The 16,617-nt window shown below is 71.5% G+C and carries 13 protein-coding genes; 11 read left to right on the top strand and 2 right to left on the bottom strand.

Annotated elements, in window-relative coordinates; translation table 11 throughout:
- Nucleotides 1–46 precede the first annotated feature (46 nt).
- Nucleotides 47–721 carry an SDR family oxidoreductase gene (locus ACH4U8_RS20225; RefSeq protein ID WP_395779119.1) on the top strand — a complete coding sequence of 225 codons (675 nt, stop codon included), beginning with the start codon at nucleotides 47–49 and terminating at the stop codon, nucleotides 719–721.
- A 33-nt stretch (nucleotides 722–754) separates the two neighbouring features.
- On the opposite strand, the gene ACH4U8_RS20220 is transcribed toward ACH4U8_RS20225, so the two are convergent.
- Together ACH4U8_RS20220 and ACH4U8_RS20215 are read right to left on the bottom strand one after the other, a co-directional pair.
- Entirely contained in the window at nucleotides 755–2,614 is a 1,860-nt protein-coding gene (locus ACH4U8_RS20220; RefSeq protein WP_395779117.1) for a hypothetical protein, read from the bottom strand.
- A 79-nt stretch (nucleotides 2,615–2,693) separates the two neighbouring features.
- A complete protein-coding gene (locus tag ACH4U8_RS20215) occupies nucleotides 2,694–4,580 on the bottom strand; it encodes a hypothetical protein (protein WP_360306289.1) in 1,887 nt (628 codons plus the stop codon).
- A 261-nt stretch (nucleotides 4,581–4,841) separates the two neighbouring features.
- Between ACH4U8_RS20215 and argC the strand changes: the two genes are divergently transcribed.
- From argC to ACH4U8_RS20165, 10 genes are all read left to right on the top strand, one after another.
- Nucleotides 4,842–5,870 (top strand): N-acetyl-gamma-glutamyl-phosphate reductase, encoded by a 1,029-nt coding sequence (gene argC / locus ACH4U8_RS20210; RefSeq protein WP_360306287.1) that lies wholly within the window; start codon nucleotides 4,842–4,844, stop codon nucleotides 5,868–5,870.
- Nucleotides 5,867–7,021 carry a bifunctional glutamate N-acetyltransferase/amino-acid acetyltransferase ArgJ gene (gene argJ / locus ACH4U8_RS20205; protein WP_395779115.1) on the top strand — a complete coding sequence of 385 codons (1,155 nt, stop codon included), beginning with the start codon at nucleotides 5,867–5,869 and terminating at the stop codon, nucleotides 7,019–7,021. Before argC ends, argJ begins: the two co-directional genes overlap by 4 nt.
- 32 nt (nucleotides 7,022–7,053) lie before the next feature.
- Entirely contained in the window at nucleotides 7,054–8,010 is a 957-nt protein-coding gene (gene argB, locus ACH4U8_RS20200) for an acetylglutamate kinase (RefSeq protein WP_360306283.1), read from the top strand.
- A complete protein-coding gene (locus ACH4U8_RS20195) occupies nucleotides 8,007–9,215 on the top strand; it encodes an acetylornithine transaminase (protein WP_395779113.1) in 1,209 nt (402 codons plus the stop codon). The genes argB and ACH4U8_RS20195 overlap by 4 nt, the downstream gene beginning before the upstream one ends.
- Nucleotides 9,216–9,260: 45 nt before the next feature.
- Entirely contained in the window at nucleotides 9,261–9,809 is a 549-nt protein-coding gene (locus tag ACH4U8_RS20190) for an arginine repressor (protein WP_360306279.1), read from the top strand.
- Between the two features lie 123 nt (nucleotides 9,810–9,932).
- The gene (locus ACH4U8_RS20185; protein ID WP_360306277.1) at nucleotides 9,933–11,132 is read left to right on the top strand and encodes an argininosuccinate synthase; all 1,200 of its coding nucleotides are present in this window, start codon (nucleotides 9,933–9,935) and stop codon (nucleotides 11,130–11,132) included.
- On the top strand, nucleotides 11,129–12,547 hold the full coding sequence (gene argH / locus ACH4U8_RS20180) for an argininosuccinate lyase (RefSeq protein WP_395779111.1): 1,419 nt from the start codon (nucleotides 11,129–11,131) through the stop codon (nucleotides 12,545–12,547). The genes ACH4U8_RS20185 and argH overlap by 4 nt, the downstream gene beginning before the upstream one ends.
- Before the next feature lie 255 nt (nucleotides 12,548–12,802).
- Nucleotides 12,803–14,041 (top strand): alpha/beta hydrolase family protein, encoded by a 1,239-nt coding sequence (locus ACH4U8_RS20175; protein WP_395779109.1) that lies wholly within the window; start codon nucleotides 12,803–12,805, stop codon nucleotides 14,039–14,041.
- Complete coding sequence (locus ACH4U8_RS20170) at nucleotides 14,038–15,690, top strand: wax ester/triacylglycerol synthase family O-acyltransferase (RefSeq protein WP_395779107.1); 1,653 nt, start codon at nucleotides 14,038–14,040, stop codon at nucleotides 15,688–15,690. The genes ACH4U8_RS20175 and ACH4U8_RS20170 overlap by 4 nt, the downstream gene beginning before the upstream one ends.
- A complete protein-coding gene (locus tag ACH4U8_RS20165) occupies nucleotides 15,687–16,517 on the top strand; it encodes an SDR family NAD(P)-dependent oxidoreductase (RefSeq protein WP_395779105.1) in 831 nt (276 codons plus the stop codon). Before ACH4U8_RS20170 ends, ACH4U8_RS20165 begins: the two co-directional genes overlap by 4 nt.
- The last annotated feature ends 100 nt before the right edge of the window (nucleotides 16,518–16,617 follow it).

Here is a 16,617-nt window from a genome sequence, read left to right as displayed (position 1 = left end):
ACGAGAACGTCGGTCCCGGTGCTCGCGCACCTCGTAGGGTGGCGGGATGAGTACTTACGTGATCACCGGTGCAGGCAGTGGTATCGGCGCGGAGATCGCCCGCCTGTTGCGGGAGGGCGGCCACGACCTGGTCGCGATCGTGCGGTCGCAGCGGCGGGCCGCCGAGTTGGCCGGGCCCGGGGTGCGGACCGTGGTCGCGGACCTGGAGCGTCCCGAGACGATCGCGGACGCGCTTGCGCCGCTTGCCGAGGAGACGTTCGCGGGCCTGGTGCACAGTGCGGGCATCGCGGAACTGGGCACGGTGGCGGAGACGGCCGCGGACGTGTGGTCGCGCACACTGACCGTCAACGTGGTCGCGGTGGCGGAGGTTACGCGGGTGTTGTTGCCGGCGTTGCGGCGCGGGCGGGCCGGCGTGGTTTTGCTCAACAGCGGGGCGGGGCTGCGGACGAACGCGGGCTGGGCGGCGTATTCGGCGAGCAAGCACGCGCTGAAGGCGTTGGCCGACGGGCTGCGGGAGGAGGAGCCGGCGCTGCGGGTGACCAGCGTGTATCCGGGGCGGACGGCGACGGCGATGCAGCGTGCGGTGCGGGAGCAGGAGGGCGGGGTGTTCGAGCGCGAGCGTTACAGCGATCCGGTGACGGTGGCCGGTGTGGTGTTGTCGACACTGATGTTGCCGGTGGATTCGCGGGTCGACGACGTGACGGTGCGGTCTCGGGGGTGAGCGGGGGGTGAGGCCGGCGCCGCGCGGGTGGGGTCAGCGGTTGGGGTTGTCCGCGGGGAGCACGTCCTTGGCGAGGACGTCGATGCCGCAGATTTCCTTGGCGGCATCGACCGGGTTGCTCGGGAAGCGGAACGAGGTGCGGTCGAGGGCGCCGGTGAAGTTCTCCTTGAAGCGGCTCCAGGACATCGGCTCGTGGACCGAGTCCTGGAGTTCCTTGAGCTTGCCCCGGTTGGCGTCGCCGCAGGTGAGGGCGTAGCGGGCGGCCTTGACCCGGATCGGGTCGATGCCCGGGGGCAGGATCGCGTCGGGTGCGGCGTACTGGGCGAAGACCCAGGCGATGTCGAGCGACTTCTCGTGGCCGGGGCGGCCGCGAGTGGTGAGTTCGACGTGTGCGGCGAGCGGATAGGCCAGGCCCAGGATGTCCACGGAGACGCCGTCGAGCGGGGTGTTGGCGCCGTTCATGCCCAGGTTGGACCACACGGTGGCGACCGGGGCGGGCAGGTTCGGGTCGAGCGCGGTGACGTAGAAGCCGTCGTACCAGGGATAGACGATCACGTGCGTGTGGTCGGTGCGGGCGGCGTTCGCGGCGGCCGGGAAGCGCGGGTAGTTGGCCACGTAGGAGTACGCGGTGACCGGGTTGGCGACCTTGAGCGCGCTGACGTAGAAGGCGCGTTCGTCGGCGATGCCGCGGGGGCCGATGCCCTCGTAGGGCACCCGGAAGCTGATCGCGCAGACCGCGGCCCAGCCGACCAGGACGGTGGCCGCCGGGATCGCGAGCCGGTTCGCGGGGACCAGCAGGATCGGCAGGAGCAGCATGAACAGTCCCGGCAGCAACATCCGGGCGTGCATGAAGTCGCCGCCGACGCGGACCACGTAGAGCAGCATCGCCAGACCGCACAGCACGGGTACCGCGAACACGGTGATCCGGGCCCGGCCCGCGCGGTCGATCGCCCGCAGCCGGGCGCCCACGCCGGCGGGGTCGCGCAGGCGGGGCAGCGATCGGCCGATCGCCACGGCCACGAGCACGACCAGCGGGATCCACAGGTGGTACGGGTCGGTCAGGTCGCGGACGTAGTTCCAGCCGCGGGACCAGTCGGCCGCGGATGCCTCCTTGGTCACGGCGGGCAGCGGGAGCAGCACGCCGTAGTAGCCCATGCGGAAGATCTCGTACAGCAGCGGCACGGTGAACGCGGTGCCGAGCAGGCCCAGGGTGTGCAGGACGCGCGGGCGGCGGACGATGGCGAGCGCGATCAGGAAGCCGAGCGTGGCGATCGCCAGGTCGGGCCGCACCATCGGGCCCAGCCCGGCCAGGAAGGCCAGACCGTAGGTGACGCGGGCGCGGGGGTCGTGGGGGAGGCGGACCAGGAGCCACCAGCAGCCGGCGGTCCACAGGGTGGTCAGGCCGGTTTCCAGGCCGGAGGTGGCGAAGTCCCACACCGGCGGCAGCGCGAGCAGGGCGATCACGCCGAGCGGGACCAGCGGGACCGTCCGGGTGCTGCGGGTGTGCAGCCGGCGGGTGGTGTGCAGGGCCAGCGCGTAGCCGGCGGTGGTGCACAGCAGGCCCAGGTGGACCGCGAGCCGCCCCACGTCCATCTGGGTGATCCACGAGGTCAGGACCAGGAGCCACTGCCACAGCGTGCTCGTGGACGCCTCGGCGCGTTCGCCGACGTTGAACACGGGGCCGTGGCCGGCCAGGATCTGCCGGACCGTGCGGGTGAAGATCAGGCCGTCGTCGCTGATCCAGCGTCGATGCCAGCCCAGGACCAGCAGGATCAGCGTGGGCACCAGCACCATCGCGGTGTTCCAGCGGGTGATGCCGCGGGGCTGCGGGCCGTCCGTCGCGGGATCGGCCCGCGGCCCGGAGCGCCCGGACAGCACACTCACGAGGCTCATGGTTCGTTGACTCCAGACGGGGCGGGCGGACCGACCACACCATAACCACTGTTGAACGCCCGCCGTGCCGATGGCGGGCTCAGGAGGACGCGCAGAATTTCTTCTCGGCCTCGATCGGGTCGGCCGGAATCCGCAGGTCGGTGCGGCCCGCGGCGCCGGTCAGGTTCTTCCAGAAGCGCGACGCGGACATCGGCTCGCTGACCGAGTCGACGAGCTCCGCCAGGTCGCCGCACCGCAGCGCGGCCCGGGCGGCCCGGATCTGCTCGGCGGTCGCGGCCTTCTCCGGGACCAGCGCGTCGCCCGAGGGGTCGACGTAGAGCGCGACGTTCCAGGCGAACGGCAGCAGCTTCTTGTGACCCGCGGCGGTGTGTTGGGTCTCGGTGATGTGCGCGCCGACCGTGTTGGACAGACCCCACACGTCGACCACGACACCTCCGAGCGGGGTGATCGAGCCGCCCACGCCCAGGCGACCGATGACCAGGCCCTTGTCGAACGGCAGATCGCGGCGCAGCGGCAGCGGTGGGATCTGCATGTAGTTCGGGTCCACGAACAACAGACGCTCTCCGGTCGCCTTCTCGTTGCGGAACGCCTCTTCTATCGTCGGCAGCGTCCGGATGTGCGCTTCCTCGGTGGTGGGGTTGTCGGTCCGGGTCCAGGCCGCGTAGGTGTCGCGTTCGTTCCAGACCTGGTTGCCGTGGCCGTTGGGGGCGGGCGTGGTGATCACGCCCGAGCGCAGTGTGGTGCCGCAGACCACGGCCCAGGCCGCGACGAGCACGATCGCCGGGGTGACCAGCCGGTCCAGCGGGGCGAGCAGGAACGGGAGCAGCACCAGGAGCAGGATCGGCAGCCACATCCGGCCGTGCATGAAGTCGCCGCCGACCTTGAGCACGTAGACGGTCTGGCCCAGGGCCGCGACCAGCGGGGTGGCGACGACGATCCAGGTGCGGCGGTCGGCGGGGCGGCGCCGGGTGAGGGCGAGGCCGACGGCGGCCAGGATCAGGATCATTGGGATCCACAGGTGGTACGGCCGCATGTAGTCGGTCAGGTAGTCCCAGCCGCGACCCCACAGCGAGCCCGACGCCTCTTTGGTGAGCGCGGGCATCGGGAAGATCAGGCCGTAGTAGCCCATCCGGAAGATCTCGTACGCGGCGGGCAGGAAGCCGGCGCACGCCAGCATCGCCAGGCCCTTGGGCCAGCGCGCGCCGATCAGCAGGAACTGGGCGACGAGCAGGATCACCATGGTCAGGCCCAGGTCGGGGCGGACCAGCGGGCCCAGGCCGAACCACAGGGACAGGGCCAGGGTGCGGCGGGTGGTGTGGGTGTCGACCGGGCGCAGCCAGGTGCCGATCAGGAACCACCAGGACAGGCCGATCCAGAACAGGATCAGGCCGGTCTCCATGCCCGCGGTGGCGAAGTCCCACACCGAGGGGACGGCGATGAACACGAGCACGCCGGCGGGCAGCAGCAGGCGGGTGACGGCCATGCCGCGGAAGAGTCGGCGGGTGCCGTCCAGGGACAGCCACAGGCCGGCGACGGCCAGGATCAGACCGGCGTAGACGGCGGTGGGGGCGTAGTCGAACGGGGTGAGCCGGCCGAGCAGCGCGAGCAGCCATTGCCACAGGGTGCTGGTGGACGTCTCGATGCGTTCGCCCGAGCTGTACACGGGGCCGTTGCCGGCCAGGATCTCGCGGACCGCGCGGGTGAAGATCAGGCCGTCGTCGGTGATCCAGCGCTGGTGCCAGCCCATGATCGCGAACACCAGCGTGGGCAGTCCCAGCGCGAGCAGGTCCGGCAACGGGACGCGGGCGAGTCGAGGGCGCGCCGGGGACGTCTCGACCGAGCCGTCCGGGGATTGCGCCGGGTCCGCCTCGGGAGCCGATCGCGGCTCGCCGGTCGAGGACTGTAGGTCCGAGCCGGTGGCGCTGGCGGCGCCGGCGGGCCCGGAGGTGCCGGGGGGAGGGGTCACGTGGTCTCGTTCGTTTCCTGGGCGGGGGCGCCCGCCGTCTGCTGCGCGTCGCTGCCGTCCCGCCGGCGGTCGACTGCCCACTGGGGGGCGCGTATCCGAAGTCGGCTGATCCTAACGCACCGGCCTACGCCCTACTGGGGTGGCGCGACCGGCGGCAGGCTTGCCGGAACGACGCGGGGTGGGTCCGGCCGGGCGGTCACCCACCGTACTTGCATAGAGATTCGTAGTTCCGTATAGTCATGCTCCTCACGAGGAGGCGGTATGGGGGCCAAGGCGGCACTGGCCGGGGCGAGTGGCTACGCGGGCGGAGAAATCCTGCGCCTGTTGCTCGCGCACCCGGAGATCGAGATCGGCACGCTCACGGCGGGATCCAACGCGGGCCGACGCCTGGGCGAGTTGCAGCCGCACCTGTTGCCGCTGGCCGACCGCGTGCTCGCCGAGACCACCGCCGAGAACCTCGCCGGGCACGACGTGGTCTTCCTGGCCCTGCCGCACGGACAGTCCGGCGCGCTGGCCGCGCAACTGGGCGCGGACGTGCTCGTGGTGGACTGCGGTGCGGACTACCGCCTGCGGGAGGCGACGGACTGGGAAGAATTCTACGGATCCTCCCATGCCGGGACATGGCCGTACGGACTGCCCGAGCTGCCGGGCGGCCGGGCCGCGCTGGCGAACACCAAACGCATCGCGGTGCCGGGCTGCTACCCGACCGTGTCGCTGCTGTGCACGGTGCCCGCGCTGGCCGCCGACCTGGTCGAACCCGACTGGGTCGTGGTGGCCGCCTCCGGCACCTCCGGAGCGGGCAAGGCGCCCAAGACGCACCTGCTCGGCAGCGAGGTGATGGGCTCCGCGAGCGCCTACGGCGTGGGCGGCGTGCACCGGCACACCCCGGAGATCATCCAGGGCCTGCGCGCGGTCACCGACGCGGACGTCACGGTGTCCTTCACCCCGACCCTGGTGCCGATGTCGCGCGGCATCCTGGCCACCTGCACCGCCCGGCTCAAGCCCGGCGTGAGCGCCGAGGCGGTGCGCGCGGCGTACCGCGCGGCCTACGCCGACGAGCCCTTCGTACACCTGCTGGCCGAGGGACAGTGGCCGGCGACCGCGATGGTCTACGGCGCGAACACCGCCGTGTTGCAGGTCACCGTCGACGAGCGGGCCGGCCGGCTGGTCGTGGTCGGCGCGATCGACAACCTCGCCAAGGGCACCGCCGGCGGCGCGATTCAAAGCACCAACATCGCCCTCGGACTGGCCGAGGACCTGGGACTGACCAAGACGGGGGTAGCGCCGTGAGCGTCACCGCAGCAAAGGGCTTCCGGGCCTCGGGCGTGGCCGCGGGCCTCAAGAGCACCGGCCTGCCGGACGTGGCCCTGGTCGTCAACGACGGCCCCTCGATCGCCGGCGCGGCCGTGTTCACCTCGAACCGGGTCAAGGCCGCACCGGTGGTGTGGTCGGAGCAGGTGGTCAAGGCCGGCCAGGTGCAGGCGGTGGTGCTCAACTCCGGCGGCGCCAACGCGTGCACCGGCACCGAGGGCTTTCGCAACACGCACGCCACCGCCGAACGGGTCGCCGAGCTGCTCGGGCTCAACGCGGGCGAGATCGTGGTGGCCTCCACCGGGCTGATCGGCCTGCAACTGGCGATGGACAAGCTGCTGCCGGGCGTGGCCAAGGCCGCCGCGGCGCTGAGCGCGGACGGCGGCGAGGACGCGGCGATCGCGATCAAGACCACCGACACCGTGCACAAGCAGTCCGTCGTCACCGACCCCGCGGGCTGGACGGTCGGCGGCATGGCCAAGGGCGCGGGCATGCTCGCGCCGGGCCTGGCCACGATGCTCGTGGTGCTCACCACCGACGCCGCGGTCGACGCCGAGGCGCTGGACGCGGTGCTGCGCGGCGCCACGCACACCACGTTCGACCGGATCGACTCCGACGGCTGCATGTCCACCAACGACACCGTGCTGCTGATGGCCTCCGGGGCCAGCGGCGTCGAGCCCGACCCGGCCGCGTTCGCCGAGGCGGTGCGCACGGTCGCCGGGGATCTGGCCCGGCAGCTCATCGGCGACGCCGAAGGCGCGAGCAAGGACATCCGGATCGACGTCGTGGACGCCGCGACCGAGGCGGACGCGCTGGAGGTGGCCCGTTCGATCGCCCGGAACAACCTGTTCAAGTGCGCCGTGCACGGTGAGGACGCCAACTGGGGCCGGGTGTTGGCCGCGATCGGCACCACCGAGGCGGCCTTCGACCCGGATAGGCTCGACGTCGCGTTCAACGGCGTATGGGTGTGCCGGGACGGCTTCGTGGGCGAGGACCGCGAGTTGGTCGACATGACCCCGCGTGAGACGCACATCGTGGCCAGGCTGAACGCGGGCGAGGCCGCGGTGACCGTGTGGACCAACGACCTCACGGCCGACTACGTCCACGAGAACTCGGCCTACTCGTCATGACCGGTACGGGCAGCCAGACGAGGGGGAGCGGGATGCGGACGGAATCGGCCGGCAAACAGGGGCGCAACAATGCGGCACTGACCAAGGCGCGCACGCTGATCGAGGCGCTGCCGTGGTTGGAGCGCTTCTACGGCAAGACCGTGGTGATCAAGTTCGGCGGCAACGCCATGGTCGACGACGCCCTCAAGCGCGCCTTCGCGCAGGACCTGGTGTTCCTGCGCTTCGCCGGGCTGCGCCCGGTGATCGTGCACGGCGGCGGCCCGCAGATCAGCGCGCAGTTGGACCGACTCGGCATCGAGTCCTCGTTCGCGGGCGGCCTGCGGGTGACCACGCCCGAGGCGATGGACGTGGTGCGCATGGTGCTCGCGGGCCAGGTACAGCGCGAGATAGTCGGCCTGATCAACGACCACGGCCCGTTCGCGGTCGGCATGACCGGCGAGGACGCGCACACGATGACCGCCGAGAAGCGGCACGCGATCGTGGACGGCGAAGCGGTCGACATCGGCCTGGTCGGCGACATCGTCGAGGTCGACCCCGGCGCGATCAAGGCGCTGCTGCAGGACAACCGCATCCCGGTGATCTCCTCGATCGCCCGCGGCGCCGACGGGCACGTCTACAACGTCAACGCGGACACCGCGGCCTCCGCGCTGGCGGTCGCGCTGGGCGCGGAGAAACTGGTCGTGCTCACCGACGTCGAGGGCCTGTACGCGAACTGGCCCACCAGCGACGAGGTGATATCGCGCCTGGACGCCGACGAGTTGGCGACGCTGATGCCGACGTTGTCCAGCGGCATGCTCCCCAAGATGGAGGCATGCCTGCGGGCGGTGCGGGCCGGGGTGCCCGCCGCGCACGTCCTGGACGGGCGGGTCGCGCACTCGCTGTTGCTGGAAGTGTTCACCGACGAGGGGATCGGGACCATGGTGGTCCCGGCCCGGCAGGCCGGCGCCTTCGCCGGACAGGACGACCACCAGGCGGAGGGGACGGCATGACGACCACCGGGACCGGCGCACTGACGCGGCGGTGGAACGAGTCGCTGATGAACAACTACGGCACACCCCCGATCGAGCTGATCAGCGGCTTTGGGGCGCGGGTCGTGGACAGCGAGGGCAACACCTACGTCGACTTCCTCGGCGGCATCGCGGTCAACTCGCTCGGCCACGCCCACCCGGCGATCGCCGCCGCGGTGAGCGAGCAGCTCGGCCGGCTGGGCCACGTGTCCAACCTCTACATCGCCGAGCCGCCGGTCGCGCTCGCCGAACGGCTGCTCGGCCTGTTCGGCCGCCCCGGCCGGGTCTACTTCGGCAACTCGGGCGCCGAGGCCAACGAGGCCGCGTTCAAGCTCGCCCGGCGCACCGGCCGGCCGCAGATCATCGCGGCCGAGGGCGGCTTCCACGGCCGCACCATGGGCGCGCTGGCGATGACCGGCCAGCCGGCCAAGCGCGAGCCGTTCGCCCCGCTGCCCGGCGGTGTCGACTTCGTGCCCTACGGCGACATCGAGGCGCTGCGCGCCGCGGTCGGTCCGCGGACGGCCGCGGTGATCCTGGAGCCCATCCAGGGCGAGAACGGCGTGGTCATGCCCGGTGAGGGCTACCTGGTCGCGGCCCGGGAGATCACCGCCGCGCACGGCGCGTTGCTGATCCTGGACGAGATCCAGACCGGCATAGCCCGCACCGGCGCCTGGTTCGCGCACCAGCCGCTGGGCATCGAGCCGGACGTGGTCACCCTGGCCAAGGGCCTGGGCGGCGGCCTGCCGATCGGCGCCTGTGTGGCGTTCGGCGCGGCGGCGGAGCTGTTTCGGCCCGGCCAGCACGGCACCACGTTCGGCGGCAATCCGGTGTGCTGCGCCGCGGCGCTCGCGGTGCTGGACACCATCGAGGACCAGGACCTGTGCGGGCGTTCGGCGCGCCTGGGCGAGCAACTTCGGGCGGGGATCGAAAAGATCGCCCATCCGCTGGTCGCCCGGGTCAGCGGAGCCGGCCTGTTGATCGGTATCGTGCTCACCGCACCGGTGGCGCCGGTCGTGCAAAAGGCGGCGCAGGACGCGGGCTTCCTCGTCAACGCCGCCGTGCCCACCCGGGTCAGGCTCGCCCCGCCGCTCGTCGTCGACGACGCGGACGTGGACGCGCTGCTCGGAGCCCTGCCCGCCATCCTGGACGCCGGCCTCGCCGCCGCACCCGCCGGAGGAACACCGTGACCGACATCCGACGACGACGAGTCCGACGCTAGGCGAGGTCGTCCCATGAGCAGCGAGCAGAGCAGTGAAGCGACCCCGGTCGAGGGCGTGTACGCGGTGCCCAGCACCCGGATCGCCCGACACCGGCGGATCGTCGACATCCTGACCCGGAACGGGGTCCGGTCGCAGAACCAACTCGCCCGACTGCTCGCCGAGGACGGCCTGGCCGTCACCCAGGCCACGCTCTCCCGGGACCTGGACGAGCTCGGCGCGGTCAAGATCCGCGACGGCGAGGGCTCGCTCATCTACGCCGTACCGGCGGAAGGCGGCGACCGCACCCCCCGCGCGCCGCTCGAGGAGTCCGCGGTCGAGGGACGGTTGTCCCGGCTGGCCGGCGAACTGCTGGTGTCGGCCGAGGCGTCGGGCAACCTCGTGGTGGTGCGCACCCCTCCCGGGGCGGCCCAGTTCCTGGCCTCGGCGATGGATCACGCCGAGTCCCGGCTGATCCTGGGCACCATCGCCGGCGACGACACCATCCTGATGGTCTCGCGCGACCCCGAGGGAGGCGCGGCGCTGGCCGCCCACCTGCTGGCGCTCGCCGAGAACAAGGCGTAGCCGGCCCGGACCCGGCCCACCCGTACCTGTGCACTCCCGTACTTCCGCACCCCGCTCGAGCGCTCGGCTCCGGCGAAACACCGCAGCACATCTGCCCGACCACTCATTCGAAGGAGCACGCTCGTGACCGAGCGCGTCGTACTCGCCTACTCCGGAGGTCTCGACACCTCCGTGTGTATCCAGTGGATTGCCGAGGAGACCGGCGCCGAGGTCATCGCGGTGGCCGTCGACGTCGGCCAGAACGGCGAGGATCTGGACATCATCCGCAAGCGGGCGCTGGCCTGTGGCGCGGTCGAGGCCGAGGTCGCGGACGCCCGCGACGAGTTCGCCGAGGGCTACTGCCTGCCGGCGATCCGGGCCAACGCCCTGTACATGGACCGCTACCCGCTGGTGTCCTCGCTCTCGCGCCCGGTGATCGTCAAGCACCTGGTCGCCGCCGCGCGCAAGCACGGCGCCGGCACGGTCGCGCACGGCTGCACCGGCAAGGGCAACGACCAGGTCCGGTTCGAGGTCGGCATCTCCTCGCTGGCGCCCGACCTCACGTGCATCGCCCCCGTCCGCGACTACGCGATGACCCGGGACAAGGCGATCGCCTTCGCCGAGGCGAAGAACCTGCCGATCGCCACCAGCAAGAAGTCGCCGTACTCGATCGACCAGAACGTCTTCGGGCGGGCCGTGGAGACCGGCTTCCTGGAGGACATCTGGAACGCGCCGATCGAGGACGTGTACGAGTACACCCAGAACCCGGCCACCCCGCGCGAGGCGGACGAGGTCGTGATCACCTTCGAGCACGGCGTGCCGGTCGCCATCGACGGTCGTGCGGTCGGCATGCTCCAGGCGATCGAGGAGCTGAACCGGCGGGCCGGCTTCCAGGGCATCGGCCGGATCGACATGGTCGAGGACCGGCTCGTGGGCATCAAGAGCCGCGAGGTCTACGAGGCGCCGGGCGCGATCGCGCTGATCACCGCGCACCAGGAGCTGGAGAACGTCACCGTCGAGCGCGAACTGGCCCGCTACAAGCGGACCGTCGAGCAGCGCTGGGCCGAGCTGGTCTACGACGGCCTGTGGTTCTCCCCGCTCAAGCGGGCCCTGGACGGCTTCATCGCCGAGGCCAACCGGCACGTGTCCGGCGACATCCGGATGACCCTGCACGGTGGGCGGGCCGTGGTCACCGGTCGGCGCAGCGACCAGTCGCTCTACGACTTCGACCTGGCCACCTACGACACCGGCGACACGTTCGACCAGTCGCAGGCCAAGGGCTTCATCGAACTGTTCGGCCTGTCCAGCAAGATTGCCGCACGACGGGACAACGATCACTCGTGACCAACAACCCCGATCGGGTGAGCCTGTGGGGTGGCCGTTTCTCCGGCGGCCCCTCCGAAGCCCTCGCCCTGCTCTCCGCCAGCGTGCACTTCGACTGGCGGCTCGCGCCGTACGACATCGCCGGCTCGCGCGCGCACGCCCGGGTGCTGCACGCGGCCGAGTTGCTCACCGACGACGAGCTGACCCGGATGCTCGCCGGCCTGGACACGCTGGAAGCCAAGGTCGAGTCCGGTGACCTGGTCGCCACCATCGCGGACGAGGACGTGCACACCGCGCTGGAGCGCGGCCTGCTCGAAATCCTGGGCCCGGACCTGGGCGGCAAGTTGCGCGCGGGCCGCTCGCGCAACGACCAGATCGCCACCCTGGGCCGGATGTACCTGCGTGAGCACGCCCGGATCCTGGGCCGGCTGCTGGCCGACCTCCAGGAGGCGCTGGTCGAACAGGCCGCCGCGCACCCGGACGCCGTCATGCCGGGCCGCACCCACCTCCAGCACGCCCAGCCGGTGTTGCTCGCGCACCACCTGCTCGCGCACGTGCAGGCGTTCGCTCGCGACGCCGACCGGCTGCGCGACTGGGACCGGCGCGCGGACGTGTCCGCGTACGGCTCGGGTGCGCTCGCGGGTTCCTCGCTCGGCCTCAGCCCCGAATCGGTGGCCCGCGACCTGGGTTTCTCCGCGTCCGCGGCGAACTCGATCGACGGCACCGCCTCGCGCGACTTCGCGGCCGAGTTCGCGTTCGTCACCGCGATGCTCGGGGTGAACCTGTCCCGGCTGGCCGAGGAGATCATCATCTGGAACACGAAGGAGTTCTCCTTCGTGACCCTGGACGACGCCTTCTCCACCGGGTCCTCGATCATGCCGCAGAAGAAGAACCCGGACATCGCCGAGCTCGCGCGCGGCAAGTCCGGGCGGCTGATCGGCAACCTGACCGGGCTGATGGCCACGCTCAAGGCGTTGCCGCTGGCCTACAACCGCGACCTCCAGGAGGACAAGGAGCCGGTCTTCGACTCGTGCGACACGCTCGAGGTCCTGCTCCCGGCGTTCACCGGGATGATCGCCACGCTGACCTTCCACCGGGAGCGGCTGGCGGAGTTGGCTCCGGCCGGGTTCTCGCTCGCCACCGACATCGCCGAGTGGCTGGTTCGTCAGGGCACGCCGTTCCGGGTCGCGCACGACGTGGCGGGCGCCTGTGTGAAGTACTGCGAGCCGCGTGGGCTCGAACTGTGGGACCTGACGGATGATCAACTCGCGGAGATTTCGCCGGAGTTGACCCCGCAGGTGCGCTCGGTGCTGACCGTGGCCGGTTCGGTGGCCTCGCGGGACGGGCGCGGTGGCACCGCCCCGGTCCGGGTCGCCGAGCAACTCGCGGAGATTCGGCTGGACTTGGCCGCCCAGCGCAAGTGGGCCGGCGTGTAACACCACGGCGCCGCGTTCGAGCTGAGACGATGGGCCCGCATTCTCCGGGGGGAGGAAGCGGGCCCATCGGCATGTCGGGAATCGGCGGTCGTGCCCAGGGACGAATTGCAGTCGGTTTCGCGCCTGTTGCGCGGATGTGAGCGGAAGTCGAGGTTCCAGTCCCATATGTGAAATCGCTGTTACCAAACGCGATTGGCCGTGTTCGCTCCGTGCGTCGCGTACTAGGGTCGGCCCTGATCGAGGGGAGGGATCGGCGTGCTCGATCACCTGCGCCGCATACGTTTCGAGGCTGCGAAGTCCGCTTCCATGCTCTCGGAGCTGCCGATCGGCGGGCTGCTGCGCAGCGTGCCGCAATCCGTGGGATTCGGCGTGCGCTCGTATGTGCGCTCGCTGCGGGCCGAACGCCGCCACTATCCGGACATGCCGACCGTGTTTCCCACGCCGGGGCTGGTCTACGCGGCCTTCCTGGACGAGGTCGTGGTCGCGCTGCTGGCGACCGGCCGGCTCTCGCCGGATCCCGACGACGCCCGGCGCATCCGCGAGGAAATCTCCGACGCGGTGCACAAGTTCCGCGCCGAGACCTATCTGGACGACCCGACCCTGTTCCATCCCCGGCCGCCGGCGCTGATCGATCCGGTGGTGCGGGGCAGGCTCTACGGCACGATCGGGTACGAACAGCTCGCCTTCGACAGCGAATACGTGCCCTGGGCGGGCGTGCCGGGCGCCACCCGGTGGCAGGCGGCGGGCGCGAACCAGCGGGTGTGGGCGTATGTGCTGCGCCACCCCGGCAAGCCGCGGCCGTGGCTGGTGAACCTGCACGGCTTCGGCATGGGGCGTCCGGGCGACCTGACCGCGTTCCACTCGCTGCGGTTGCACCGCGAACTGGGCGTCAACGTGATCCACCCGGTGTTGCCGATGCACGGGCCGCGCAAGTCCGCGCGGGCCCAGGACACGCCGTTCATCTCGTTCGACTACCTCGGCAACGTGCACGGCCTGGGCCAGGCCGTGTGGGACGTGCGCCGCTGCCTGGACTGGATCCGCCGGCAGGGGGACACCCCGATCGCGGTGCACGGCCTCTCGCTCGGCGCGTACGTCGCCGCCCTGGTCGCGGGCCTGGAGGAACTCGACTGCGTGATCGTCGGCGTCCCCTCGGTCGACATGGCGTGGGTGATGTCGCATCACGCGCCCGAGGACATCAGGCGCGAGGTGCGCGCGGCGGGCCTGCTCGGCGACGAGGCCGAGACGGTCCACCGGGTGGTCTCGCCGCTGGCGATCACCCCTCGGGTGCCGTTGGAGCGCCGCTTCGTCTACGCCGGCCTGGCCGATCGCATGGCCACCCCGCAGCAGGCGTATCGGCTCTGGAAGCACTGGGAGGAACCATCCGTCTGCTGGTACCGCGGCTCGCACCTGGGAGCCGTGTGGAACCGGGAGGCGCGCCGCTTCATCGAGGATGCCCTGACCTCGTCGGGCATCGGGAGGAGGAATACCTGGTGAAGCTCTCCGGTCTGGATTCGGCTTTTCTGGCCCTGGAGTCGCAGGAGTGGCCGGCGCACGTGGTCTGCCTGACCATCGTCGACGCCTCCGACACCGGGGGCCGGGTCGACCACGCGGCCTTCGAACGCACGTTGGCCGCGCGGCTGCCCCGGCTGCCGCTGCTGGGACGCAAACTGGTTCAGGGCCCGTGGGGGCTGGCCCGACCGCACTGGGTCGAGGACCCCGACTTCGAGCCGGCGAACCACCTGCGCCGGGCCACCCTGGAGGCCCCGGGCGGCCGGCGTGAACTCACCGCCATGGCCGAGGAGATCTACCGACACCGGCTGCCGCGGGATCGACCGTTGTGGGAGTGGTGGATCATCGAGGGCCTGGAGCACGGGCGGGTGGCGCATCTGTGGAAGGTGCATCACGCGTGCATCGACGGCCGTTCCGGCGCGGCCATGCAGGAGATCTTCTTCGACGCGGATCCGCACGCGCCGGTCGACGTGGACCCGGCTCCGGTGGGCACGCCGATCGAGGTGATCGAACCGCCGCAGGGTTGGCAGGCGGTGCGCGAGGGCGCGCTCTCGCTGGCCGGCACCCCGGTCCGGGTGGGTCGGCAACTCGGGCGGCTGGGGCAGGGTGTCGTGCAGGCCGCGCTGACCGGGCGGCTGGCACAGGCGTTGCCCCTGAACGTGCCCAGGACCCGGTACAACGAGCCGATCGGCGAACGGCGTTCGTACGGGTTCTGCACCGTGTCGTTGCCCGACGTCAAGCTGGTCAAGAACGTCTTCGGGGTCAAGGTCAACGATGTCGTGCTCGCGATCGTGGCCGGAGCGCTACGCGAACAGCTCGACGGGCTGGGCGAGTTGCCCGAGCGGGAGCTGATCGCCACGGTGCCCGTGGACGCCACGCACGGTGGCGAACGGGCGGGCGGCAACCTGATCACCGGCATGCTCGTGGGGTTGGCCACCGATGTCGCGGAGCCCGCCGAGCGGCTGCTGTGCATCCACGAGAACTCCGACGCGGCCAAGGCCGTACAGAGCGCGATGGGCAGCGAGTTGCTCACCGGCCTGGCCGAGACCCCGCCGCCGGCCCTGCTGGGCCTGCTGGGCGGTCTGTACCGGGACGCGCGACTGGCGTCCGTGCTGCCCGCGTTGTGCAACGTCACCGTGTCGAACGTGCCCGGTCCGCGCACGCCCCTGTATGCCCACGGGCAGAAGGTGGAGGCATTTCATTCGATGGGAATCATCGCCGACGGCTTCGGATTGTTCATCGGTGGCATGAGTTACCACGACCGGATCGACATCGGCGTGCTCGCGGACAAGGAGGCGCTGCCGGACCCGTTCGCGCTGGCCGACAGCATCGTCGAGCAGCTCAACCTGCTGCTGAAGGCGGCCGACGAGATCGCGCCGGCACGGCACGCGCACGATCTCCCGGTCGAGCCCGAGCCCGAGACCGAAGCCGAAGGCGAAGTCGAGCCGGCGGCCGTGGTCAAGGTGCCCCCGCCGCGGCGCGGCCGGGGGGCCGGGGCGTCGGATGCGGGCTCGCCCACACGGGCCGGCAAGGGCGCGAGCATGAGCGCCGCGGCCAAGCCGGTCCAAGGCGCCGGCGCGCGCCGCGGGCAGCCGAGATCGCGTGCCGCCGGCGTCGAGGCGGGTCGCGCGTGAGCAGAACGGCACTGGTCACCGGGGCCAACTCGGGCCTGGGGCTGGCCACCGTGCTCGCGTTCGCCGCGGCGGGCGTGCACACGGTGGGCACGGTGCGCACGGCGGCGAAGGCGGAGGCGGTCGCCGAGGCGGCGGCCGCGGCCGGCGTCGAGGTGCGCACCGTGCTTTTGGACATCACCGACGCGGCGGGCGGCAAGGACGTGATCGAGGAGGTGCGCCCCGACGTCCTGGTGAACAACGCGGGCGGCACCTCCTTCGCGCCGGTGCTGGACGTGTCCGAGGAGGACGCCCGACACCAGATGGAGACCGCGCTGTTCGGCCCGATGCGGCTGGCCCGACTGGCCATTCCGCACATGCGCGGGCGCGGCTGGGGTCGGGTGATCCAGATCTCCTCGCTCGCCGGACAGATCAACTACCCGCTGCTGGGCTGGTATCAGGCCGGGAAGCACGCGATGGAGGCGGTCTCGGACGCGCTGCGGGTGGAGGTGGCGGGCGCCGGGGTCGACGTCGTGGTGGTCTCGCCCGGCGGCTTCCGCAGCGGTGTCACCGACGAGATGGCCGAGGCCGTCGAGCGGCACCGCGGTGGGGCGTTCGCGACCGCCTTCCAGCGGATGGACCTGGGATTTTCGATCATGAAGCCGCTGTGGAGCGAGCCGGAGACGGTGGCCGCCACGATCGTCGAGGCGGCCACCGTCAAGTCGCCCAGATCGCGATACGTGGTGGGCGCCGACGCGCACCTGACCCTGCTGGTGCACCGGGTCACCGAGCCGTTCTCGACCGTGCGGGCGATCAAGGAGGGCGTCGTGCGTCGGGTCACCGGCCTGTAGCGGACCGACCGAGCGACCCGCCGATCACTCGATCGAGGGCAGTTGGCCGAAGCGGTTGCCTGAACGGCGGATTGCGCGTAGGTGAGGGCCGGGTAGAAGA

The organism is Embleya sp. NPDC020886 (assembly GCF_044333915.1).
Classification (GTDB): Bacteria; Actinomycetota; Actinomycetes; order Streptomycetales; family Streptomycetaceae; genus Embleya.
This window is presented reverse-complemented; position numbering and strand designations above follow the sequence as displayed.